A 22,930-nucleotide genomic window follows, 5' to 3' on the forward strand; every position below is an offset into this window, starting at 1 on the left:
TGATGCAAAGAGAACAGATTTCGGTTTTTGACATGTTTAAGATAGGCATAGGCCCGTCAAGTTCACATACACTTGGCCCCTGGCGGGCTGCACAGCAGTTTGTGCACTCGCTTGAACAACAGGGGGTACTGCCAATAGTGCAACAGGTTAAGATATTATTATATGGCTCATTAGCCAAAACCGGCCATGGGCACGGTACGGATATAGCTATATTATTAGGCTTAAGCGGCGACGATCCGGTTACTTTTGAGGTTGACCAGGTAACACCCAAAATTGAACACATCAAAAGTTCGCATCAGTTAATATTAGGTGGTATATTACCAGTGAGCTTTTATGCTGAAGAGGACCTGATGTTCCTGTTCAATGAAAGTTTATCTTATCATCCAAATGCCGTAACATTTCAGGCTTTTTTAAATACCGGTAAGGCCATATCAGAAACCTATTATTCCATAGGTGGTGGCTTTGTGGTAAAGGAAGGAGATTCGGGCCAGTCTAAAGCCGAAGTAGATTTGCCATTTCCTATTGATACCGCTTCCGATCTGCTGCACTGGTGTATCAAAACCGGTCTCCGAATCTCCGAAGTGGTAGCCGAAAATGAGTTGGCCTGGCGCAGCGAGCAGGAAACACGCACGGGTGCATTAAATATTTTCAGGGCGTTAAAAGAGTGCATATACAGGGGTTGCCATACCACCGGTCAATTACCCGGCGGATTAAACGTGGCAAGGCGCGCCGCCAAATTAAATGCAAAACTCATCGGCAATAATCAATACAGCAATTATGACGAATGGGTAGCAGCCATCAGAAATACCGGCGACAGCTTTAAAAACACCTTAGATTGGGTAAGCTGTTTTGCGTTAGCCGTTAATGAGGAGAACGCCTCATTCGGCCGTGTGGTAACTGCGCCAACAAATGGTGCAGCGGGGGTTATTCCCGCAGTACTGCAATATTACATTGCTTTTTGCGATGGTAATACCGAGCAAAAGATCATCAACTTTTTGTTTACCGCCAGCGAGATCGGGAGTATCTTTAAAAAAGGCGCTACCATATCAGCCGCTATGGGCGGTTGCCAGGCCGAAATTGGCGTATCATCGGCCATGGCAGCAGCAGCATTAACCGAGTGTATGGGTGGCACCCAGCGCCAGGTACTCATGGCCGCCGAAATAGCCATGGAACATCACCTCGGCCTTACCTGCGATCCTATTGGCGGCCTGGTGCAGGTTCCCTGCATCGAGCGGAACACCATGGGGGCAATTAAGGCAATAACGGCCTCTCAACTGGCGTTACAAAGTAATCCCGAAAAAGCCAAGGTAAGCCTTGATGCCGTAGTGAAAACGATGTGGCAAACCGCGCTTGATATGAACTCGAAATACAAGGAAACAAGTGATGGCGGGCTGGCGATCAATATCCCGATCAGTTTGCCGGAGTGTTAATGGTTTACTTTTTAAACAGTCTCGAATCAAACTCAAAAAATTCAGCAGCTATAATTTTTACTGATTTAAAATCGGGATGCAAAGGATTTAACAGGTAATTAAAATCGCCGGCAACTGTTGCCGATGGAACCTGCAGTGCTAAATATTTATTGGCTTTTACAAAGCTATCACCAATTTGCTGCGTTGCTTTTATCAGCGGGTTACTGTTCCATTTTTCAGGTAACTTATCAATTTCCGACTTAAAGATCTCTGAATTATCAGGCAATTCAATGGTTGCCATAAAATAATCAGATGGGATAAACCCAAGCGGTGTATGTACTGCAACTTCAAGTACAGCTAATGCCCGTGACGAAGAGGTATAAACTACAGCTGTTCCTTTACTGTTCCAGCGACCGCCGTTTAGTTCGGCTCCCCTTCTGCTTAAGTCATTAATGTAAGCTTGTTTGCTTAAGCGATAAACAATCATGCAAGTATGCCGTGTTCAATCCGCCCCAGTTCATCGCGGATCATATTGATACCAAAGGCTGTATCTAAAAGTTCCTTAGGCCTTACTCCGCCCAGGGGAATGCTTTTATAATCCATCCAGGCGTAAAACTTATTTTCATCACCAAAAACTTCGATACCCTTTTTATAAAGTAACTCAATCATGATTATCTTTTCAGAATAGATAGGGTCAAAAGTTTTATTTTCCTTTTTATAACGTTGAATAGTCCGCTCGGAAAGATGAAGGTACGAAGCCCAGTCATCTATATTAAAATGAATATGATTTGATAATTTAGTAAGATAAGGAAACGAAATCCCTTCCCTTACCATGAAGGTTAAATTAACCTCGTCGTCATCAAGAAATTTATAAGGCTTCGGATCGCTCATGGCCCATATGCAAATTGACCATAAATTTACGACAATTGTCACAAACAAACAAATCGTATTTTCATTTATTTCTTTGCAAAAATAGCCCCTACATCTACTTTCAGCTTATCAACCCACATCCCATACATTTTACCCGATGGATGTAAACCATCACTCGCCAGTAAGGTAAGATCATTTGCAGCTAACTTAGATATACTGGTGATTTCGACGTAATTAACTTTTGCATTGCTGCTTATCTCACGGTTAATACCATTGAATTGATCTATCTCCGGCCCTATTACGGCATCATTACCATGCGCAAAGGGCGTAACGCCATAATCAGGGATAGACAGTACAAATACATGCTCCCTGATACCACCTGCAAATTTGATGGCCGTATTTAAAACCTGCTCAAACTTAATGCGATAATTTTCCTGGCTTAACCCGTCGTATTGATCGTTAACACCAATGAGCAAAGTCACCAGATCGTAAGTACTGCCTTTGATCTCACTTTTATCAATGGCATCAATCAGCTCGTCGGTTGTCCAGCCAGTGCGGGCTATAATGGTTGGGGAATTTACCTTAAAGCCCTGCAATTGATTGGCCAGCTGGTTGGGAAATGCCTGTTCCGGAGGTACGGACTGGCCTATGGTGTATGAATCGCCGAGGGCAAGATATGTTAAGGTATCCTGTATCACTGTAACTGGTTTTGACGGGGGATTATAATCAAGCGGCGCAGGGATATTTTTGCCTGCACAGGCTGATAACGTGAATGCTGTAAATAAACTTAAAATTATTCCTTTCATTATAACATCTCCATACCAAAAAGTACGGAAATATGATGCTTCAGGATTTCTTTAACTTCATTAATATCAACCGCGTGCCCAAGTTCCTGCTGTATGGAAGTAACAGCTTTATCATCGATACCACAAGGCACTATATTTTTAAAATAACTCAGATCGGTATTTACATTAAGCGCGAGACCGTGCATAGTTACCCAGCGGCTGCAACGTACACCCATAGCGCATATTTTACGGGCTTTTTCATTATCGGCATCAAACCAAACACCTGTATAGCCTTCATAACGCCCGGCCTTTAGCCCGAAATCGGCAAGGGTAAGGATTACCGCTTCCTCCAATGTACGGAGGTACAGGTGGATATCGGTAAAAAAATTATCAAGATCAAGTATCGGGTATGACACAATTTGACCAGGGCCATGGTAAGTAATATCTCCGCCCCTGTTTATAGGATAATAAACCGCATGCTTTTCTTTCAATCCCTCTTCATCTAATAATAAGTGCTCGGGCTTACCACTTTTACCAAGTGTGTACACGTGCGGATGCTCGCAAAACACCAGGTAGTTAAAGGTTTCGTCAGCTTCGATAGTGTCGTAGGCCACAGTAGTTCCGGCACTTTTAGCGGCTGCTTCATAGGCGGTTTCACGGTTACGATTATCTATTTTGGTTTTAACCGTTTCACCAAAAATAGTCTCCTGTTTATCCCAGGCCTGCTGGTAGTCGATCAGGCCCCAATCCTGGAAAAATACTTTCTTGTTTTTCATTACTCCCCCTTTACGTAGCCTATCATATAATCTTCATACTGAAGATAGCCAACAGTATAATCAATGGTGGCATCTTTTTTATTTAACTGCGCATTCACAACGCCATGGTGTTCAAACTGAAACGGCTCCAGAAAAATATTATCAGCAAAAGAAACCTCTTTTTGTCCATTGCATTTATACACAGCCTCTTTGGCGCACCAGCAAACATACAATTGTTCAATTTTTTGCGGACCAGTTATAAATTTCAGTTCCTCTTTACGCATAAACTTGTTGGCAATACGCTCAACTTTCTGCTTGATCTGCTCAATATCAATTCCAACCTTATGCGTTTTGCTGATCATTACAGCAGCATAATCAAACGAATGGCTTAATGAGATATGGTAAGGCAGGTTTACCAGGTAAGGTTTACCGTGCTCATCAACCTTACAGTCAATATATTCATCGGTATGGAGCATTTTACGCAGGAGTACGCGGGTGCCCAGCCAGTGCAAGTGGCGCTTGCCATTGCTCAGGCTCTCCACAAAATCCTTTTCCTGCTGGTTAAGTTGTAACTGGCTATACAGGTCTGTAGCCTCCTCCTCAATACGCCAGAGTGCAAACTCGGTATCATCATCAATACGCTGCCTGAATGCTATCGCCATAAAAGTAAAATTGCAAAATAGGTTGCAAACATATGTCAAAAAAAATTAAATAATATAAGCGCAGTCACATATTCATAATTAGCTGAAGCAATTAGGTTTAGCGGCTATTTCCGCGCTATCTGAACGTATTTTACAGGCCGATATTGTTCATAAAAGCCGGCAGCAATTGGGCTAATTTTCATAATTTAGCGCCAGCAATAACCTGCTCCGTATGATATTATCTGATAAGCGCATCCTCGAAGAAATTGAACAAGGCCATATCATTATTGAACCATTTAACCGCGAATACCTGGGTACCAACTCATACGATGTGCATTTGGGTAAATACCTGGCTACCTACCGCAACAGGGTTCTTGATGCTAAAGTTCACAACGAGATAGAAGGCTTTGAAATTCCGAAAGACGGCTTTGTGTTACAACCAAACACACTTTACCTGGGTGTAACTATGGAGTACACCGAAACCCATCGCCATGTGCCATTTTTAGAAGGAAAATCAAGCACCGGGCGTTTAGGTATTGATATCCATGCAACCGCAGGCAAGGGAGATGTTGGCTTTTGCAATACCTGGACACTTGAAATTTCATGCGCCCAGCCGGTACGCATTTATCCGGGAATGCCTATTGGCCAGCTTATTTATTTCGTAGTTGAAGGAGAGATTGAAACACTGTACAACAGCAAAACTAATGCTAAATACAACAACCCCACCACGCGCCCTGTTGAAAGTATGATGTGGAAGAACAAGTGGTAGTGATTTAAGTTTTAAGTCGAAAGCCTCAAGTCGGTAGTCTTAAGTACTAAGTATGGAAAAGAAAAGTCAGACTTTCGACTAAGAACTTCAGACTTAATACTTAGCACTTAATACTTAGTACTTTTTGCGTACCTTGGTAGTTCAAGATTTACCTTTCTATGAACTTCAAACGCCTATCCGTTGGGATCCTTATCACCCTTATTGTTGGTGCAACCTTAGCTTTTATAAAGCCGGACGATGAACTGGTAACCAGGATCATTGCACAGCTCGATAAATGGCGTACCGAGCATCCGCAGGAAAAAGTTTACCTGCACTTTGATAAACCCAACTATGCTATTGGCGAAGATATCTGGTTTAAAGCCTATGTTACCGTCGGCAGCGAGCATAAACTTTCTGCTTATAGCCAAACCCTCAACGTTGACCTTATTGATGATAAAGACTCGGTAAAGCGCAGCCTTAAACTCCCCCTGACAGCTGGCCTCGCGGCCGGCGATTTTGCACTGGCCGACAGTATGGAAGAAGGTAACTACCGTATCCGTGCTTACACCAACTGGATGCGCAATGAAGGTGAGGCTTATTTTTTTAATAAAACCATAACTGTAGTAAACGGCATAAGTAACAAAGTTTTCACCAAAACCGCCTATACCTACGATACCTCAAGCGGTAAACAGAAAGTTACTGCGGTAATTACTTATACCGATCTAAACGGTATAGCTTATACTAACAAGCCTGTAAATTATGAGGTTGAGATAAATGGCAAATCAATATCAAGGGGAAAAGGCATTACCGATGATAAAGGTAGCCTCACGGCAACTTTTATTACCAATCAGCCGGTTTCCATAACAACAGGGCATATCAATACGGAGCTTAAACTGGATGAAAAGCGTACCGTAGCCAAAGCTGTGCCTATCAAAACGCTATCCAATAAGGTTGATCTCCAGTTTTTTCCTGAAAGTGGGAACTTAATTAACGGCATTTTTGAAAAAGTAGCTTTTAAAGCTGTAGGAGCTGATGGTTTAGGCGTTGACGTTAAAGGGTTTATTGCTGATGATCAAAACAACCAGATTGCCCCCCTGGGTGCAAGTCATTTTGGCATGGGCACCATAAACTTTCAACCGGAAAGCGGCAGAACATATAAAGCGCATGTAACCTATGCCGACGGATCTGAAGGCATTTTCGATTTGCCCAAAGCGGTTGACAACGGCTACGTATTAAGCATTAACAGCATGCGCGACGATAAGGTATTTGTATCTATCGTTCCGGGTAAAAACTCCACTAACGGCACAGCTTCATTATCGGGCTTAACTTTGATAGCACAATCGGGCGGCGAACTTTGTTATGCCGGTAAAAGTAAGGACGGCGCAACATCCTTTTCGGCTGCTATCCCGAAAGATAAATTCCCTTCGGGCATAGTGCAGTTTACTTTATTTTCGGCAAGCGGCGAGCCTTTGAATGAGCGATTGATTTTTGTTCAAAACCCCGACCAGCTTAAGCTTGCCGTAACAACCGAAAAACAAAGCTACAAGCCACGCGAAAAAGTAACTATCAACCTCAACGCTAAAAACAGCGATGACAAACCAGTGGTGGGCAGTTTTTCAGCTTCTGTTATCGATGAATCAAAAGTTAGTACAGACGAGGCAAACGAAATTTCAATCTATTCAACCTTGCTGCTAACCTCCGATTTAAAAGGATATATCGAAAAACCTAATTACTACTTTACCAATGTAAGCAACGAAACCAAAGCCAACCTCGATGCGCTGATGCTTACCCAGGGCTATCACCGCTTTGAATGGAAACAATTACTGGCTGATAAATTTACACCGATAGTTTTCAAGCCCGAAAAATCATTGGAAGTAACCGGGCACCTCAAAACATTTGGAGGCAAACCGGTGCCTAACGGTAAGGTTACCCTGTTTTCAACATCAGGCGGTACTTTTATTATTGATACTGTGGCTGATGCCGATGGAAAATTCACTTTTAAAAATCTCGTTTTCAGGGATAGTATCAAGTTTGTGATCCAGGCGCGTACAGCCAAAGACCGCAAAAACCTGGATATCACACTCGACAATGTAAGCCCCCAACCTGTTGGCCCTAACAAAAATGCCCCCGACCTGCAAGTGAACATCAATGACGGGGCATCAGCTTATTTATTAAACAGTAAAAAGCTTTATGACGAGCAGGTAAAATATGGCATAGGCAATCATACCATAGTATTGAAAGAGGTAGTGATTAAAGAGAAACGGGAAAACCCTTTTAAAAATTCAGCAAATCTGAATGGTCCCGGTAATGCAGATCAAACACTTACCAGTAAAGACCTGATGTATGGCGGCGGAATGCTTTCGCAAGTATTACAGGGCAGACTTAATTTTGTAACATTCAGGAATGGCATCCCCTATTCAACCCGCAGCCCAAATATACCAATGCAAATCGTTTTGGACGGCACATATGTTGAACCTGATTTTTTAGATAATCTTACTCCAAGTGACGTTGCTACTGTTGAGGTATTAAGAACAATTGGTAACCTGGCCATCTATGGTTCCAGAGGTGGGGGTGGTGTTTTAGTAATTACAACTAAGCGCGGCGGCGAAACTGTTTACAACAAATATGCGCCGGGTATAGTTACTTATGCACCTAAGGGGTATTACAGAGCGAGAGAGTTTTATTCGCCTAAATATGATGATCCTAAAACCAATGCACAAATGGAGGACCTGCGTAGTACCATTTACTGGGCACCGGGTTTGTTAACTGATAAGGATGGCAATACATCAGTGAGTTTTTTCAATGCAGATGCCAAGGGCACTTACCGCGTAATAATTGAAGGTATTGATGCCGATGGTAAATTAGGCAGACAGGTTTATCGGTATAAGGTGGAGTAATATAGTGAATATATAAAGACATCTGTTTTTTGCATATATTAATTGCGAATACGACTCCATGTCCGATCATTACAATTTGACAGTAGGGGTGATTGCTTTCATGATTAATAAACGGTTATGAAAGGAATTAAATATATACTAAACCGTACAGATTATGTTAAAAACCTTTGCCTTTATTATTTTTCTTTTTCCTTTCGCATGCGTGGCCCAAGTAGCTGTTTCGGGGAAGGTACTGAACCAAGTCGATCATAAACCAATTGCCAATGCCAGCGTATTTATCAGCAATGGCTCCATTGGCGATAAAACAAATAATGATGGTGCCTTTACCTTAAAAAATCTTAAACCTGGTAAATATGATCTTGTAGTATCAATTATTGGCTATGAAACATACAGTCAACCGCTACTTGTGTCTGACGCCGATAGTAATTTACCGGATATTTTACTTGTGCAAAAAACCATGCAATTGCAGGAAGTGAAGGTGAAAGTAGCCAGCGATAAAAACAGGCCCTTGTATCTTGACTGGCTTAAACAAGAGTTTTTAGGTAATTCTGAAATTGCAAAACAGTGTAAAATAGTAAATCCGGAAATGCTGGATTTTGATTTTCAGCAAAACACGCTCAAAGCTTCCTCTGTCGATTTCCTGATTATCGAAAATATGGCTTTAGGTTATAAGGTAAAATATTTGCTAACTGATTTTAGCCTTAATAATCCCCGGGGAATAGAAAAAAGGCTCTCGTACAAAGGTTTTACTCTTTTTGAAGAGATGGAGGGTACACCGGCTCAGCAGGCATCGTGGCGCAAAGCACGGCAGGAAGTTTATGCAAACTCATCAATGCATTTTTTCAGAGCTGTTGCCGAGAACAGGATCACCGAGGAGGGGTTCAAAATACAGCAGCTCGCCGAATACCCCAATCCCGACAGGCCGGCAAACGAATTAATTGCAGCAAAAGTTAAGCACTTTGCAGAGGCAACCCCAAAAACAAGTGCCATACGCGATTCATTAAACTATTGGACTAAGAAATCGCAGCTCCCTAAAACCCAATTAACCATTAATGATTATCCACTTAGTATTAATGACGTGCTGAAAAATACAGGACAAAAAGGCCTGTATGCTATAAGTTGCGACAATGATGCTATTTTAGTAAACTACAATAAAACCCATCGCTTTGGCAAAGCCAAAATAACCGACTTGAGCGACCGCTACAACAACAATGTTTCATTAATTGAATTTAACAAGCTGTATGCTTTTTTTAATAATAGCGGCTGGATTACCAATATTGACGACATCATGTTGGCCGGTGTTTGGGCAAAAAAACGCGTTGCCGAATTACTGCCCGAAGATTATGAAGATGCAACACATATCAAAGTCGAAAAGGCCGATTCGACCTTAACTGGTATCATCACCAAAACCGAAAGCTTTTCATCAAACCATCTTACCGAAAAATCTTATTTGCATCTTGATAGGTTTAACTATTTGCCGGGCGATACCATTTGGTTTAAAGCTTATGTAGTAGCTGGAACTGCGCATGAGCTATCTTCATTAAGCGGAGTTTTACATGCTGAGCTGATTAATCAAAAAGATTCAGTGATCCGCAGACTTAACCTGCCGCTTGAAGACGGGCTTGCCACGGGCGACTTTATCTTATCGCGTTCATTAAGAACAGGAGTATATCGCATAAGGGCTTACACCAATTGGATGCGCAATGATAACAACCACGGATTTTATGAGCAGCAAATTCAGGTTGGCCCGCCGGCTATAAATTTTGCAACTGCACAACAAGGTACTGCTAAAAACCCGGACGTTCAGTTTTTCCCGGAAGGCGGTGAACTCATCAATGGCCTGCGTTCTAAAGTGGCCATTAAGGTGATCAACGTAAACGGTTCGGGTGAAAATGTGAAAGGATCGATAACAGATAATGACGGCAATGAAGTAGCAGAGTTTGAAACCCAGCACCTCGGAATGGGCGTATTTGCGCTTAGTCCGCAAATAAATAAAGTTTACAAAGCCAAAATAACAACGCAAAGTGGCGCAACCTTCACGGTTGATTTACCTAAAGCCCATGATGAAGGCTTTGTACTTACCGTTAATAACAGGAAAGCCGATAGCATCAGCGTAAAAATTAATGCCGCAGGCAATACCTTTGCCGCAAAACAGCATACAGGATATTATCTGATCGGTCAATCGGCCGGTATGGTTTATTATACCACCAGCTTTAAACTGGATAACCCGGCTTATATTGTTAATATCGATAAACAACGCTTTCCATCAGGTATTGTCCAGTTTACTTTATTTGCCCAAAATGCTGAGCCTCTTAACGAACGGCTAGCTTTTATCAGGGTAAGTGATACGCTTAAGCTAAATATTACCACGCCCGATAAGAAGTTTGCTACCCGGCAAAAAATGCAGCTTAATTTAGATGCTACAGACGACGCCGGTTCAAAAACACAGGGAAGTTTTTCGGTATCGGTGATAAACGAAACCAGGGCAGGCAGTAATGAAAACGCCGAAAGTACCATTTTAAGCAACCTGCTGTTAACCTCCGATTTGAAGGGTAATATCGAAATGCCTAATTATTATTTTAATAACGTTACCGATCAAACAGAGGCCGATCTTGACTTATTGATGCTTACACAGGGCTACCGTCACTTTGATTGGAAACAAATACTGGCTGATAAACCCGCTCCCCTTGCTTATGAAGCTGAAAAAGGCCTGGAATTAAACGGCACACTGAAAACTCCCGGAGGCAAGATACTGGCTAATGGAAAGGTTAATTTATACTCAAACAAGGAAGGTGTATTTGCAGATACTGTAACCGATGTTAATGGAAATTTCAAGTTCAGGAATTTTGAACTTTCCGATACCGCCAAAGTTGTAGTACAGGCCCGCAAGCAAAACGATGGTAAAAACGTAACCATCTTCATAAAACAACCGGATTATCCAAAGGTGGATAAGCTGGACTGGACTGGTAATACGAGCGCTGATATAGCCAATCTGTCTCCTGAGCAAAAAACAGCATTACAGGAAAAATACACAGCCTATGTTAAACAACAAAAAATTGATTCGTTAAATAAGACCAATCAACTCAAAGAAGTAGTAATCAAAGGAAAACGAAAAGTTCCGGGTGATATAGCTAATAAATTTGGAACAGCCGAACAAAAAGAATTAAATATGGCCAAAATAAGAGCTTTTCAATATACATCGTTAAATGATGCTATCTTTTGGACAGCTCCGGAAACACACATGTTTGCTACAGGAAGCGTATATCATAGCCAACAGGAGAAGGATTTGGACAGAGATCTTAACAGAATACCTAAAGAATCGATTATTATAGATGGCGCTATAAGGGATAGAGCTTTGCTAAATGCCTATTCACCACAGGAAATTGAAAGTGTAACTTTAGTATATCTTAACCCCAAGTCACCAGATCCGGTAATTGTAGTCCGTACCCGCAGGGCCGCAGGCACCGATACAACTACGTTAAAAGAGGTTAAAATACGATCGACTAAGTTGGCTAAAAAGCCCGATCTCAGTTTTTCATCAAATTTAAATGGCCCCGGCCATGCCGATGAAGTATTTATGGGTAGCAAACTCAATGGATGTTCAAGGCTTGCCGATTGCTTGAGAGGCCGGCTAATGGGCGTATCATTTGATAGCAATGGCAACCCTGTTAACACCAGGAACAATAAAGAAATGTCGGTGATAATTAATGGTAATATTTTAGCGGGAGATGCATTAAATAACCTGAACTCAAATGACATTTACAGTATTGAAGTTTTAAGGAGCGGTGGTACCATGGCTATTTACGGTTCAAACTTAGGGCTGGGAGGCGCATTGGTTATTACCACTAACCAGGGTACTACCGGCTTTGTCACCAGCGAATCGCCATCAGGAGTTATCACATACCCATACAAAGGTTTTTATAAGGCCCGCAGTTTTTATTCGCCCAAATATCAAAATACCAACATAGGTTCATCGTTCCCTGATTTGCGCACCACCATATATTGGGAGCCTAATTTGGTAACTGATAATGCCGGCAATGCCTCAATCGGCTATTTTAATGCTGATACTAAAGGAAATTATCGCATCACAATTGAAGGTATTAACGGCGCTGGTAAACTGGGCAGGAAAGTTTTCAGGTACAAGGTAGAATAGCGTTAAGTCGGAAGTCTATAGTCGGGAAGTCCGAAAGATTTAAGCGTATCTTAAACCTTTCGGACTTTATCGTTTGAAACAAACTTATTTCCCGCTCAAATAATACTTCTCCCAAAAATCGACGGATTTTGACATTTCGCCGGAACCACCGGCTGTCCCACGCCCCATACCGCCGCCCATGCCTCCGCGACCGCCTCTTCCACCACGGCCGCCACCCATGCCGCCTCCGCCGCCCATACCACCTCTTCCGCCGCGACCGCCTCCGCCGCCAAAGCCTCCGCCTTCACCCTCTCCTGCACCACCGCCACCTGCCGGGCGCTGAAAACCATTGATCTTAAAATTAAAAGCCCATTCGCTTTTAAAGGCATCATTGCCGGCATGGAAAAAACTTAACGGTATGGCCGCCTCATAAACCAGATCGCCATTGGTATCATAATTTATAGCAGTTTTTATACCATATGTATTTGATGTGGTAATCATATCACCCTCAATATCCTTAAAGCCAACAACTTTGATATAGCGCAACTTAGTAATACGTTCGCGCATTAATTCGTCGCGATCCGCCTGCGTAATTTCTCCGTCCCCATCCTTTGGTTTGGTAAATTCTGGTTTTTCATCTTGTGCAGCTAAAGGGAAAGTAAGGGTAAAGCTGTCTTTCTTTTTTCCTTTAGGATCAATAGTTAAGGTTATGCCTGCATTCAACACCTTCATTTTATCAAGCCGGTCGCTCACCCTAATAGCAGCATACAGGAAATCTTTATCATTGGCCAGCGCATAATTCAGCTTTTTTTCTTCGTTATAATAACGCAGGCTATCGCCCCATTCTTTCAGATCGCCATCAACATTAATATTAGCAGGAGGGCCCTGAAGGCTATTTTTAGTGCTTTGAGCGAACGAAGAATGATGAGTTACCAAGAGTTGCGCAGCTAATGCCAAAACAAAAGCCGGGTATGCTTTTTTCATGTGATTTTTTTTGGGGTTAAGTGTAACATGATTTTTAAGACCAAGGAACACGATTTTAACACTTTTATTATTGTTTTTGAGTAAATTTGTAGTTACGTATGCCAACCGAAGTACAGGAAGAAACATTTACACTCGAGGAGTTACTTGCAGGACTTAAAGAGCTTCATCGTTTAATATTATGGAACGATGATTTTAATACATTTGACCACGTGATCCACTGCATGATGAAATACCTGGATTACTCAGAACCACAAGCCGAAAAGATAGCATGGAAAGTACACAACGAAGGCAAATGCGCCGTACTTGAAGGCTCCTTTACCGAAATGGAGATCTACCGCAAGATCCTCCAGCAGGAAGGCTTAACTGTTTCAGTAGAATAAACAATAACAACAACCGACATGATAAAAAAACTCCTTTTACTTTTTTTAATAGTCGGTTGGGCAAGCCTCACCGCCTGCGGCCAGGGCAAAAACCTGAAACTGGTGTTCATTCGCCATGCCGAAAAGCCTGATGCGGGCGATAACCTTTCATGCGCCGGGTTCAACCGGGCGCTTAAATTACCCGAAGTTTTAAAAGCCAAATTTGGTCTTCCCGATCATATTTACGTGCCGGCAATGCACCAGGGCAAATCGACCCCGAGAGCCCGCATGTTCCAAACCATTTCGCCATTTGCAGTAAAATACAATCTGTCTATCAACAGTAATTTTGAGGAAGAAGATGATGACGGTGTGGCTAAAGAGCTCACCTCAAAAAAAGGCACCATCCTAATTGTGTGGGAACACAATCAAATTAAACCTTTACTGAAAGCATTAGGCATGAAAGTTAAAGACCTGCAATGGCCCGACGACGATTTTGACAGTATCTGGATTGTAACTTTCAAAAAAGGCAAACCATCATTAACAATGGACAAAGAAGGGATTATGCCGGCTGCGGGGTGTAGTTTTTAAGATATACACCATGTCATTGCGAGCGCAGCGTGGCAACCGCATGCTATACAGAGCGGACTTGCTTACGTGCGGTTGCCACGCTACGCTCGCAATGACATAGAGATTGTAAACACAAAACGCCCCGGAAAATCCGGGGCGTTTTGTGTTTTATATCAATAATGATTATTCACTAACCAGGTAATTCCAATTATGGGTATCAGGAGCGTTACCATATTTAATAGCATCAAGCGTATCAAATACCCTGTTTGAAAACTCACGTGTTTTCGGATCGCTCAGGAAGTATTCCTGCCCTTCATAACTGATTGAGGCCACAGGAGCAATAGTTGCGGCAGTGCCGGCACCAAAGGCATCGGTTAGTTTACCGTTTTTAGCACCTTCAACAATTTCAGCTACCGAAATCTTGCGTTCTTCAACAGCGATGCCCCATTCTTTAGCTAAAGCAATAACAGTATCCCGGGTTACGCCATCTAATATGGTATCTTTTGCTTCGGCAGTGATCAGTTTACCATCCAGCAGGAACATCGCGTTAGCAGCGCCCATTTCTTCAATAAACTTGTGTTCTTTAGCATCAGTCCAGATCAGTTGATCAAAACCTTCTTCAGTTGCTTTGCGGGCAGGCAGCATTGAGCTTCCGTAGTTACCGGCAGCTTTTGCGTAACCCATACCACCTTCGGCAGCACGGGTATAATGTGTTTCAATTTTAACACGTAATGGTTTTGAAAAGTACGGACCAACCGGGCCAACCAATACCATGTATTTATAAGTTGATGATGGAGTTACACCCAAATACGGATCGGTAGCAAACATAAACGGACGGATGTACAAAGCATGGTTTGGCTTTGAAGGCACCCAGTCGCGGTCAAGGTCAACCAGGGTAGCTATACTTTGCAAAAAGATCTCCTCGGGCAAAGTTGGCATACAAAGGCGCTCGGCCGATTTGTTGAAACGGATAGCATTTTTATCCGGACGGAAAACGGTGATTTTTCCATCGGCATGTTTATAGGCTTTCAGGCCTTCAAAAAACGCTTGTCCGTAATGAAGTGCTGAAATTGCAGGGCTTAGACCAATTTCGCCGTAGGGAATGACCGAGAGATTTTTCCATTCACCGTCCGCGTAATCGGCCACAAACATGTGGTCAGAAAAAGTTTTTCCAAAAGGTAAGTTGTCAAAGTCCGTTTGCTGCAAACGGGAAGCAGTTGTCCTGCTGATCTTGATGTCCAATGTCTCGGTCATGGCATTAAAAATTAATAAATTATAGAAAATGGCAAGTTAGGCATTTTTATGGCCTACGCCAAAAAATTAAGCATGTAAATGGTGATTATCACACATAAAAATATCATTTTGACAATACAATTGTGGTCGTAAGCGCTTCTACAAACTAATTAAATGTCATGCTGAACTTGTTTCAGCACCCCACTCGCTGAGCCGCCTGCCGAGCAAATCGCCTACCTGTCCGGTGAGATGCCGAAACAAGTTCGGCACGACTGCGAAAGAAGGTCCATGCACGGGTTAAATCCCGCTCAACACATCATCAACCCAGGCTTTGCCCCAGTTCTCCTTTTCCTCTTCGGTCCATACCCATGGATAAAAGATCCGCTTTTGAAAGCGTGGCGGCAGGTACTTTTGCCAGTTGGTGCCTCCTGTTGCCTTAATATCCTCAGGTTCGCGGTTAAGGTAACGTACCGCCGATTTATAATGTGACAGCGGCCAGTTTACATTTACATTAATATCCAGCTGACGTAATTCGGTACGCAGTTCAGGGCTCAATTCTGAAGATACTTCAAACTGTTTGGCCAGTGTATTAAAGTTATGCGAAACAGCTGCCTTGCCAAGCTCAATAAAAGTTTTTGAATACTTTTTTTCAAACTGCTTAAGCGTTAAGGTCTTTTTTCCTGTAGATAGTTCTGTTGCGCCAAATTTCCAGTACAGGTATTCAAATTGATCTTCAATAGTTGCATGCTGCAGTTCTTCGCGTTTATCTTTTGCTACCAGGTTTATAAAATCTGTAGCATAAATTTCGATCATGCGATATTGACCCGACTGAAATCCACTTGCCGGCAATAAAGACATCCTGAATTTCAGAAACTGTTCCTTCTCCATCCCATCAACCATAATTTCGAACGAGTGGGTCAAAGCACCAAAATACCGGTTGATCCTTTTTAACCTCGCCGTAAAAAATTCAGGGGTTAACGGGCTGGCTTCGGCAATTTGTTTGCATTCATGCAGGGCAAGCTTAAAATACAGCTCAGTGATCTGGTGATAGATGATAAAAATCTCCTCGTCGGGAAATGGGGTCTTAGGATTTTGTAAACTAAGCAGTGTATCCAGGTGGATATAATCCCAATAGGTTAAAAAATCGGCATAAAGCAAGCCATCAAGGTATGAGTTCATATCCTGGCCCATAGCTTCATACTTTTCCTGCAGGCGGTTTAAACGGTCTTCAATTTCGGAAGAGAAATGCATACCTCAAAGGTAATAAAATAGTAAACTGCTAAAACATATCCGTATTAGGTTGTTATATGGATACAAGCCTTATGATATTATTATGAAGATCAGGAAGATACTCATCGGCATTGATGAAAGCGAATTTTCACGCTATGCTGCGGCCTATGGCTTTGATATAGCCCATACCTATGGTGCCGAGGTTGGTTTGGTACATATAGTCGAACCTATCATCGTGCCCACCGATACCCAGAGTGGTTTAATGGGTGGAATACCTTTTGATACTAACCTGAACCTCCCGGGTTCAGAACTGGAGACATTACAAAGCAATCGATCAGCCACACTACTTGAACAGGCGGCAAAAGAATGGGGAGAAGGACTACAAATAGCTCAATTTACCCAATACGGCTCAACTGCCGAAGCCATCATTGAATGCAGCCAGGAATTCAATGCCGATCTGATAGTGATAGGTACTCATCGCCGCACCGGTATCGATAAGTTTTTTTTAGGCAATGTTGCTGAGCATGTGGTCAACAAATCGCTAATACCCGTGTTGGTTGTTCCTTATATTGAAACAAAGGATTAATATAAAAGCCTGAATTTGATGGTGTGTTCAATAGCCTTTAATTCATTCAATACTTCGGTATCATAGCCTGTATTAACGTCAGTAATTACGTAACCTATCTGCGGATTGGTAACCAAAAACTCACCTACAATGTTAATATTATGACGGGCAAATACATCGTTGATCTTAGCCAGGATGCCGGGCACGTTTTTATGAATGTGAATTAAACGGTGCGCATTATTAACACGTGGTGGCTGCAGATCGGGAAAGTTGCAACTGGTATGTGTTTTACCTTCGTTCATGAAAGCCATTACCCTTTTTGGCAAAAAGTCGGTACTGTGCGGATTATGCCTTGGATCGTCAAATATAATGATACCGTTTTCGGCAGCAGCATCGGCCAGTTTACGGTTACATTTTCCAAAAACGCCAATTACTTTTAACCTACCCGCGTTTTGAACCTGCTCGGCGCTTGGCTGATTCTCTTCGTCACAAAACAACACGCCGGCTTCTTCAAGGTATTTATCTTCAACACTTTCGCGATGACGCATGTTGTAGCCTTCTTTTTTCAGCTGATCCAGCGCATCTTCATCAACATTACCCACAACCAAACATTTAATGCGGTTTTTAGGATAAGAGATAGCTCGAGGCAGTTTATTCAGATAAAGGAACTCGTCAAAACTTGGGGTAATATGGTCGGCTTTTTCAGCTACCGATTTGCGTTCGATATTTTCGGTAAAGGCGAAGAACTTTTTGATCATGCCCGATTCCTTTAACTGGAAATCAGAATACCCGTCACCAATACCGTAGATGTCGCCTGGTAACTGAAGTTCTTTCAGCAGCTTAACTTTTCCACCTTCCTGCGAAAGTGGGTTTTCGCGGTCGTAACCTATGATATTGCCCTCTTCGTCAAACACGAAAGTATTGGCGTAGATGTTTTCTTTTTTGATGTGATATTCGGTTACTACCGGAGTAATAAACTCTTTGAACCCGCCAGACACGATCAAAACCTCGTCCTGGTGATTTTTAAAGAAGATAGTATTACGGGAAAAAGAAGTAGAAACCTTCTTTTTAAGATGGCTGATCAGTTGCTTTAAATGATCGCGGTTGGCGTTAAGTAATTTCACCCTGCGCTCCAAACTTTCGGTAAAGGAGAGCTTGCCCTCCATCGAGGCATTGGTTAAATCTTCAATTTGCTTGTAGATATCTTCGCGGTCCGGGCGGTTTTTGAGAGAGATCCGGGCCAGTTCGTCAAGGGCCTCAACCTGCGTAAAGGTACTATCGAAATCAATAATAAAGTACTGTTCCATCTTGGTGCAAAGGTGCAAAAAATTTGCTGAGGAAGTATAGAGAGATTGTAGTTTAAATTAAAATAACCTTTTTTTGGTAATTTTATTATTAATCGATATATTTGATAACGTTCAAACAGTTTTAAAGCAAAAACGATGAAAAAATCAATCACATTTAATAAACCGTAGCAATGCAGGTAATAATTGAAGATCACTTTCTGGGCGAAGTGGCCAATTACAATAAGGTAACCGGAAAATCACCGTTCCCTGACGAAGTGATTAAAGCTTTTAAAAAGCGATTATATCAAATCAGGCAGGCAAAAAATACTGCCGATTTACGGGCGATCAAAAGCCTTCACTTCGAAAAACTAAAAGGAAAGAAATATGAGGGGAAGTATTCAATACGATTGAATATATCTTACCGTTTGATATTTCGGATTGAAAACAACGAGATTACAAGATTGGAGATTATTTGTATTGAAGAGATCAACAATCACTACTCATAAAATGGGGCCAGGAGCCCATCATACTAATTATGAATAATCAGGTATTAGATCATAATGGTAACGAAATTGAAATAGAAGCATTTCATCCAGGCGAATTTTTGCAGGAAGAAATTGAAGAAAGGGCTATCCTCAAAAAGGATGTAGCTAAAGCCCTCCATATTTTGCCACACCATTTAAGCGAAATATTTGCAGGCAAAAGAAATATTTCTGCAAAGCTTGCTGTAAGGCTTGAAAAGCTATTAGGTATTAGTTCCCATTATTGGTTAGGCTTACAAATGGAATATGACCTGTTTGTTGCCAGAAAAGAAGAACTATCAGTATAATCGGGTTAACTACTTTAACGCCTCACATATCTCAGTAATCGTTTTACTGATAGGCTTAAATTCGATACCAATAGCCTTTTTAATCTTTGAGTTATCAAACTCCCGGGTTAAAGAGGCCGTTTGGGCCGATGTTTTATCTATAGCTGGAACGCCTCCGGTCACGGCCGCGCCAACAGCTGCTACACGCCAGGCCAGTTCCATCATCCATGACTTTGCATAAATAGCAGGTGGCTTAATACCAAAACCTTTTGCTATCTCGGTAACCATACCTTTATAGTCCCGGTTTTCGGCGCTGATGATATAACGCTCGGCAGTGATATCACTGTTCATTAAGCCCACCATACATTTGGCAACATCCTCAACATCAACAAAACCTATGGTGCCCGAGGTATAAAACTTAAGCCCCTTGCGCACAGTATTGAACAAAGCGCCGCTGCCTTCGGTACCGGCACTTGCACCTATAATAAGCGAAGGGTTAACAATAACGGCATCCAAACCTTCAGCAATGCCACGCCAAACTTCCATCTCGCTCTCCAATTTAGATATGGCATAACCATCATTTTCTGTCGATTGCTCCGGGTGATGGTTTTCTGTGATAAACTCACCGGGTTTTGCAGTTCCAACAGCTGCCACCGAGCTTACATGAACCATCCTTATGCCGCGCTCATTGCAAAGGTTAACCAGGTTAGCAGTCCCGGTAACATTGGTGTTGATCATCGGCTTTTTATCAGTCTGTTTCAATGAAACCCATGCGGCACAATGATAAACCTGAGTAACGCCATCAAGCGCATCCGTCAATGCAAAAATATCCATCATATCGGCATCAACCCAGTCGATGCTTTGCTGGTAAGGCAATAATAACTTAGGAATAACTGAATTTTCCCTTTTGGTACAACGGATCCGTTGGCTGTTAGTGGTTACCAAAAGTTTTGCCAGTTCGGCCCCAAGAAAACCAGTTGCGCCTGTTATTAAGATCATTATTTAGTGTGCAAATTTCAGATGTGCAAATGTGATTATAAATGTGCGGATTTCAAATGTGCGGATGTGCAAATGATTTTAAGGCATTTTAAATGACATTTTATTGTTTTGTTGAGGCGTTCATATTGCATATTGGAGATGCGAGCATCAAAAAATAATCTGCACATTTGCATATCTGCATATTTGCACATCTAAAATTTATGTCATTAGCTGATTTTTTTACGCCGATTGATCTTAAAAAGATAGCTCCTAAAAAGGGCTTCTATACCAGCCAGCTTGGCGATAAAATTGTGCATTATTCTGTCGATTTCCCTGATCTGGAAGAGAAAACGGACATCGCCATCATCGGCGTTATGGATGATCGTAATGCGGTTGGCAACTCTGGCTGCTCGCTGGGTCCCGACTATATCCGCGAAAAACTTTACCAGTTAAACGAAGGCGGCTATTCTGTAAAAATTGCCGATCTGGGCAATATCCGCGCCGGCGAAAAGGTAACCGACACCTATTTTGCTGTTAAAACGGTAGTAGCCGAACTGATCAAAAAAGACATTATCCCCGTTATTTTAGGCGGCGGACAAGATCTTACTTATGCCCAGTACCTGGGCTATGAAGAGCTTGAACAAAAGGTTGACCTGGTAGTGATCGATTCGCATTTTGACCTGGATGAAGACAATCACGATGGTAGTATCGAAACTACCTCCGGCTCCTATCTCAACAAAATATTCCTGCATGATCCTAATTACCTGTTCAACTTCAGCAACCTGGGCTATCAAACTTATTTTGTAAGCCAGGATAGTTTGCGGGTAATGGATAAGCTTTATTTTGATGTACACCGCTTAGGCGAACTGAGCGGTAACGTTGCTGTTACCGAGCCGGCCATCCGCAATGCCAGTATGGTAAGTTTTGATATCGGCGCCATCCGTGCTGCCGATGCAATGGGTAATGCCAACGCCACACCAAATGGTTTTTATGGAGAAGAAGCCTGCCAGCTTTGCCGTTATGCCGGTTTTAATGATAAGCTTACCTCAATAGGCTTTTACGAATTTAACCCTGCTTACGACAGTAACGGACAAACCGCCTGGCAGCTGGCGCAAATGATCTGGTATTTTATTGACGGCTTTTATAACCGTAAACGCGATTTTCCGCTTAACCCAAAATCGCAGTATCTTATCTATAAAACCAGTTTAACTCATGAAGACCAGGAAGTGATATTTGTAAAAAGCAAAAAATCCGACCGCTGGTGGATGCAGGTACCCTATCCTTCGGCAGGCTCACCTAATGAGCGTTTTCATTTAGTGCCCTGTAGTTACGCCGATTATAAAACAGCAACATCCGGCGAATTACCGGATCTTTGGTGGCGCACTTATCAAAAATTAAACTGATATTCACAATTTTAACTCATACTCCAACGTTAGCAGCGTAGAGTTTTTATATATTTTAATGAAGAAATTATTTTTTTATATAGCAGCAATGCTCCCGGTAACGGCACTTGCACAGTCTACAGATACTTTTGTTGTTAACGGTAAATTAGGTAATGTTACCACACCTGCCAAAGTATATTTATCATACCAGTTAGGGGCAAATAATGTTACCGATTCGGCTAACGTGGTTAACGGAGCATTTTCATTTACCGGTACTATTATCAACCCTGTTAACGCTACAATTGCTGTTAATTATAAAGGCTTACCGCTCGAAAAGTTTATCGACGGTAATTATAAATATGCTGATAATGGCAGCCTGATTTCAAAAACTGCCGACGATCTGGATTTTTTCCTGGAGAAAGGCACTATCACCATAACCAGTAAAGATTCTATCGATAAAGCACAGATCACCGGATCGCAACTTAATGCTGATAATGTAAAACTTCAGGCGCAGTTAAAAGCCATCAACCAAAAAGGCGAAAAACTGATGGCAGAAGCCAAAGCAGCAACGCCTGAACAACAAAAATCCACTGCATTCAGAAGCGCTATGCAGGCACGGTATAAAGCCCTGCAAACCGAGCAGAAAACAACTTTAAAAAGCTTCATTACGGCCAACCCTGATAGTTATTTAAGCTTACTTGCACTTACCTCGGTAAGCGGTCCGGCCCCCGATGTTAGCGAAGTTGAGCCATTATATAATTCGCTATCTCAAAATATCAGGGATACCGAAGCCGGTAAAATGATGAAGGCCCAGCTTGCGGCCTTGAAAGTAACCGCCATTGGTTCTGAAGCACCGGATTTTATACAAAACGATGTTAACGGCAATCCGGTAAAGCTGTCATCATTCAGGGGCAAATACGTGCTGCTTGATTTCTGGGCATCGTGGTGCGGCCCTTGCCGCCAGGAAAACCCTAACGTAGTGCGCAACTATGCAAGATTTAAAAACAAGAATTTTACCGTAGTTGGGGTATCTTTAGACAGGCCCGACGGCAAATCGGCATGGCTGGCTGCTATTAAAAGTGATGGCCTTGAGTGGACTCAGTTATCTGATCTTAAATTCTGGAACAACCAGGCTGCTGCCTTGTACTCAGTAACATCTATCCCTCAAAACTACCTGATCGATCCGCAGGGAAAAATCATAGCAAAGAACCTGCGTGGCGAGGATCTCGATGCTAAGCTGGAGCAATTGTTCGGAAAATATAATTAATTGGGTGATACAGCCTCAAGAGGCTATATTCATT

21 protein-coding genes are annotated in these 22,930 nt (G+C 42.3%); 11 read left to right on the top strand and 10 right to left on the bottom strand.

Annotated elements, in window-relative coordinates:
* Positions 1–2 precede the first annotated feature (2 nt).
* Positions 3–1,430: an L-serine ammonia-lyase gene (locus ACEN9X_RS07905; RefSeq protein WP_413669855.1), complete on the top strand. Its 1,428-nt coding sequence runs from the start codon at positions 3–5 to the stop codon at positions 1,428–1,430.
* A 4-nt stretch (positions 1,431–1,434) separates the two neighbouring features.
* Here ACEN9X_RS07905 and ACEN9X_RS07910 read toward each other — a convergent pair whose 3' ends face one another.
* The 5 genes from ACEN9X_RS07910 to ACEN9X_RS07930 form a co-directional block, all read right to left on the bottom strand.
* Entirely contained in the window at positions 1,435–1,896 is a 462-nt protein-coding gene (locus ACEN9X_RS07910; protein ID WP_413669856.1) for an RES family NAD+ phosphorylase, read from the bottom strand.
* Complete coding sequence (locus ACEN9X_RS07915; RefSeq protein WP_413669857.1) at positions 1,893–2,300, bottom strand: antitoxin Xre/MbcA/ParS toxin-binding domain-containing protein; 408 nt, start codon at positions 2,298–2,300, stop codon at positions 1,893–1,895. The genes ACEN9X_RS07910 and ACEN9X_RS07915 overlap by 4 nt, the downstream gene beginning before the upstream one ends.
* A gap of 65 nt (positions 2,301–2,365) precedes the next feature.
* Positions 2,366–3,085, bottom strand: coding sequence for an SGNH/GDSL hydrolase family protein (locus tag ACEN9X_RS07920; protein ID WP_413669858.1), 720 nt, complete (start codon positions 3,083–3,085; stop codon positions 2,366–2,368).
* Positions 3,085–3,840: a lipoyl(octanoyl) transferase LipB gene (gene lipB / locus ACEN9X_RS07925; RefSeq protein WP_413669859.1), complete on the bottom strand. Its 756-nt coding sequence runs from the start codon at positions 3,838–3,840 to the stop codon at positions 3,085–3,087. The genes ACEN9X_RS07920 and lipB overlap by 1 nt, the downstream gene beginning before the upstream one ends.
* Entirely contained in the window at positions 3,840–4,481 is a 642-nt protein-coding gene (locus ACEN9X_RS07930; RefSeq protein WP_413669860.1) for a 4'-phosphopantetheinyl transferase family protein, read from the bottom strand. Before ACEN9X_RS07930 ends, lipB begins: the two co-directional genes overlap by 1 nt.
* A gap of 211 nt (positions 4,482–4,692) precedes the next feature.
* Between ACEN9X_RS07930 and dcd the strand changes: the two genes are divergently transcribed.
* The 3 genes from dcd to ACEN9X_RS07945 all read left to right on the top strand — a co-directional run bounded on the left by dcd (position 4,693) and on the right by ACEN9X_RS07945 (position 12,258).
* Positions 4,693–5,229 carry a dCTP deaminase gene (dcd, locus tag ACEN9X_RS07935; protein ID WP_413669861.1) on the top strand — a complete coding sequence of 179 codons (537 nt, stop codon included), beginning with the start codon at positions 4,693–4,695 and terminating at the stop codon, positions 5,227–5,229.
* Between the two features lie 158 nt (positions 5,230–5,387).
* Positions 5,388–8,105, top strand: coding sequence for a TonB-dependent receptor (locus ACEN9X_RS07940; RefSeq protein WP_413669862.1), 2,718 nt, complete (start codon positions 5,388–5,390; stop codon positions 8,103–8,105).
* Positions 8,106–8,259: 154 nt separating this feature from the next.
* A complete protein-coding gene (locus ACEN9X_RS07945; RefSeq protein ID WP_413669863.1) occupies positions 8,260–12,258 on the top strand; it encodes a carboxypeptidase regulatory-like domain-containing protein in 3,999 nt (1,332 codons plus the stop codon).
* An 84-nt stretch (positions 12,259–12,342) separates the two neighbouring features.
* Here ACEN9X_RS07945 and ACEN9X_RS07950 read toward each other — a convergent pair whose 3' ends face one another.
* Entirely contained in the window at positions 12,343–13,221 is an 879-nt protein-coding gene (locus ACEN9X_RS07950; RefSeq protein WP_413669864.1) for a hypothetical protein, read from the bottom strand.
* Between the two features lie 98 nt (positions 13,222–13,319).
* Here ACEN9X_RS07950 and ACEN9X_RS07955 point away from each other — a divergent pair, with 98 nt between their 5' ends.
* On the top strand, positions 13,320–13,601 hold the full coding sequence (locus ACEN9X_RS07955; RefSeq protein ID WP_091215366.1) for an ATP-dependent Clp protease adaptor ClpS: 282 nt from the start codon (positions 13,320–13,322) through the stop codon (positions 13,599–13,601).
* An 18-nt stretch (positions 13,602–13,619) separates the two neighbouring features.
* Positions 13,620–14,168, top strand: a complete 549-nt coding sequence (locus tag ACEN9X_RS07960; protein ID WP_413669865.1) for a histidine phosphatase family protein — start codon at positions 13,620–13,622, stop codon at positions 14,166–14,168.
* Positions 14,169–14,330: 162 nt separating this feature from the next.
* On the opposite strand, the gene ACEN9X_RS07965 is transcribed toward ACEN9X_RS07960, so the two are convergent.
* Complete coding sequence (locus tag ACEN9X_RS07965; RefSeq protein WP_413669866.1) at positions 14,331–15,401, bottom strand: branched-chain amino acid aminotransferase; 1,071 nt, start codon at positions 15,399–15,401, stop codon at positions 14,331–14,333.
* 276 nt (positions 15,402–15,677) lie between these two features.
* A complete protein-coding gene (locus tag ACEN9X_RS07970; protein WP_413669867.1) occupies positions 15,678–16,631 on the bottom strand; it encodes a tryptophan 2,3-dioxygenase family protein in 954 nt (317 codons plus the stop codon).
* Between the two features lie 82 nt (positions 16,632–16,713).
* Between ACEN9X_RS07970 and ACEN9X_RS07975 the strand changes: the two genes are divergently transcribed.
* Positions 16,714–17,196, top strand: coding sequence for a universal stress protein (locus tag ACEN9X_RS07975; protein WP_413669868.1), 483 nt, complete (start codon positions 16,714–16,716; stop codon positions 17,194–17,196).
* Here the strand turns inward: ACEN9X_RS07975 and ACEN9X_RS07980 are convergent.
* Positions 17,193–18,482, bottom strand: a complete 1,290-nt coding sequence (locus tag ACEN9X_RS07980; protein ID WP_413669869.1) for an HAD-IB family phosphatase — start codon at positions 18,480–18,482, stop codon at positions 17,193–17,195. The genes ACEN9X_RS07975 and ACEN9X_RS07980 overlap by 4 nt on opposite strands.
* 170 nt (positions 18,483–18,652) lie before the next feature.
* On the opposite strand from ACEN9X_RS07980, the gene ACEN9X_RS07985 reads away from it, so the two are divergent.
* Positions 18,653–18,967, top strand: a complete 315-nt coding sequence (locus ACEN9X_RS07985) for a type II toxin-antitoxin system RelE/ParE family toxin (protein ID WP_413669870.1) — start codon at positions 18,653–18,655, stop codon at positions 18,965–18,967.
* A 29-nt stretch (positions 18,968–18,996) separates the two neighbouring features.
* Complete coding sequence (locus ACEN9X_RS07990) at positions 18,997–19,290, top strand: HigA family addiction module antitoxin (protein ID WP_413669871.1); 294 nt, start codon at positions 18,997–18,999, stop codon at positions 19,288–19,290.
* 9 nt (positions 19,291–19,299) lie between these two features.
* Here the strand turns inward: ACEN9X_RS07990 and ACEN9X_RS07995 are convergent, their stop codons facing one another.
* Positions 19,300–20,268, bottom strand: a complete 969-nt coding sequence (locus ACEN9X_RS07995) for an NAD-dependent epimerase/dehydratase family protein (RefSeq protein WP_413669872.1) — start codon at positions 20,266–20,268, stop codon at positions 19,300–19,302.
* A gap of 200 nt (positions 20,269–20,468) precedes the next feature.
* Between ACEN9X_RS07995 and ACEN9X_RS08000 the strand changes: the two genes are divergently transcribed.
* Positions 20,469–21,650 (top strand): formimidoylglutamase, encoded by a 1,182-nt coding sequence (locus tag ACEN9X_RS08000; protein WP_413669873.1) that lies wholly within the window; start codon positions 20,469–20,471, stop codon positions 21,648–21,650.
* Positions 21,651–21,708: 58 nt separating this feature from the next.
* Positions 21,709–22,896 carry a redoxin domain-containing protein gene (locus ACEN9X_RS08005; RefSeq protein WP_413669874.1) on the top strand — a complete coding sequence of 396 codons (1,188 nt, stop codon included), beginning with the start codon at positions 21,709–21,711 and terminating at the stop codon, positions 22,894–22,896.
* Positions 22,897–22,930: the final 34 nt, after the last annotated feature.

This window comes from Mucilaginibacter sp. Mucisp86 (assembly GCF_047324315.1).
Lineage (GTDB): Bacteria > Bacteroidota > Bacteroidia > Sphingobacteriales > Sphingobacteriaceae > Mucilaginibacter.

Excerpts from the sequence above, each read along its gene's own strand:
- ACEN9X_RS07990 (WP_413669871.1), top strand. The coding sequence starts at position 18,997 with ATGAATAATCAGGTATTAGATCATAATGGTAACGAAATTGAAATAGAA.
- ACEN9X_RS07905 (WP_413669855.1), top strand. The coding sequence starts at position 3 with ATGCAAAGAGAACAGATTTCGGTTTTTGACATGTTTAAGATAGGCATA.
- ACEN9X_RS07970 (WP_413669867.1), bottom strand. The coding sequence starts at position 16,631 with ATGCATTTCTCTTCCGAAATTGAAGACCGTTTAAACCGCCTGCAGGAA.
- dcd (WP_413669861.1), top strand. The coding sequence starts at position 4,693 with ATGATATTATCTGATAAGCGCATCCTCGAAGAAATTGAACAAGGCCAT.
- ACEN9X_RS07915 (WP_413669857.1), bottom strand. The coding sequence starts at position 2,300 with ATGAGCGATCCGAAGCCTTATAAATTTCTTGATGACGACGAGGTTAAT.
- ACEN9X_RS07975 (WP_413669868.1), top strand. The coding sequence starts at position 16,714 with ATGAAGATCAGGAAGATACTCATCGGCATTGATGAAAGCGAATTTTCA.
- ACEN9X_RS07955 (WP_091215366.1), top strand. The coding sequence starts at position 13,320 with ATGCCAACCGAAGTACAGGAAGAAACATTTACACTCGAGGAGTTACTT.
- ACEN9X_RS07910 (WP_413669856.1), bottom strand. The coding sequence starts at position 1,896 with ATGATTGTTTATCGCTTAAGCAAACAAGCTTACATTAATGACTTAAGC.
- ACEN9X_RS07945 (WP_413669863.1), top strand. The coding sequence starts at position 8,260 with ATGTTAAAAACCTTTGCCTTTATTATTTTTCTTTTTCCTTTCGCATGC.
- ACEN9X_RS08000 (WP_413669873.1), top strand. The coding sequence starts at position 20,469 with ATGTCATTAGCTGATTTTTTTACGCCGATTGATCTTAAAAAGATAGCT.
- ACEN9X_RS08005 (WP_413669874.1), top strand. The coding sequence starts at position 21,709 with ATGAAGAAATTATTTTTTTATATAGCAGCAATGCTCCCGGTAACGGCA.
- ACEN9X_RS07950 (WP_413669864.1), bottom strand. The coding sequence starts at position 13,221 with ATGAAAAAAGCATACCCGGCTTTTGTTTTGGCATTAGCTGCGCAACTC.
- ACEN9X_RS07960 (WP_413669865.1), top strand. The coding sequence starts at position 13,620 with ATGATAAAAAAACTCCTTTTACTTTTTTTAATAGTCGGTTGGGCAAGC.
- ACEN9X_RS07980 (WP_413669869.1), bottom strand. The coding sequence starts at position 18,482 with ATGGAACAGTACTTTATTATTGATTTCGATAGTACCTTTACGCAGGTT.
- ACEN9X_RS07965 (WP_413669866.1), bottom strand. The coding sequence starts at position 15,401 with ATGACCGAGACATTGGACATCAAGATCAGCAGGACAACTGCTTCCCGT.
- ACEN9X_RS07940 (WP_413669862.1), top strand. The coding sequence starts at position 5,388 with ATGAACTTCAAACGCCTATCCGTTGGGATCCTTATCACCCTTATTGTT.
- ACEN9X_RS07920 (WP_413669858.1), bottom strand. The coding sequence starts at position 3,085 with ATGAAAGGAATAATTTTAAGTTTATTTACAGCATTCACGTTATCAGCC.
- ACEN9X_RS07985 (WP_413669870.1), top strand. The coding sequence starts at position 18,653 with ATGCAGGTAATAATTGAAGATCACTTTCTGGGCGAAGTGGCCAATTAC.
- ACEN9X_RS07995 (WP_413669872.1), bottom strand. The coding sequence starts at position 20,268 with ATGATCTTAATAACAGGCGCAACTGGTTTTCTTGGGGCCGAACTGGCA.
- lipB (WP_413669859.1), bottom strand. The coding sequence starts at position 3,840 with ATGAAAAACAAGAAAGTATTTTTCCAGGATTGGGGCCTGATCGACTAC.
- ACEN9X_RS07930 (WP_413669860.1), bottom strand. The coding sequence starts at position 4,481 with ATGGCGATAGCATTCAGGCAGCGTATTGATGATGATACCGAGTTTGCA.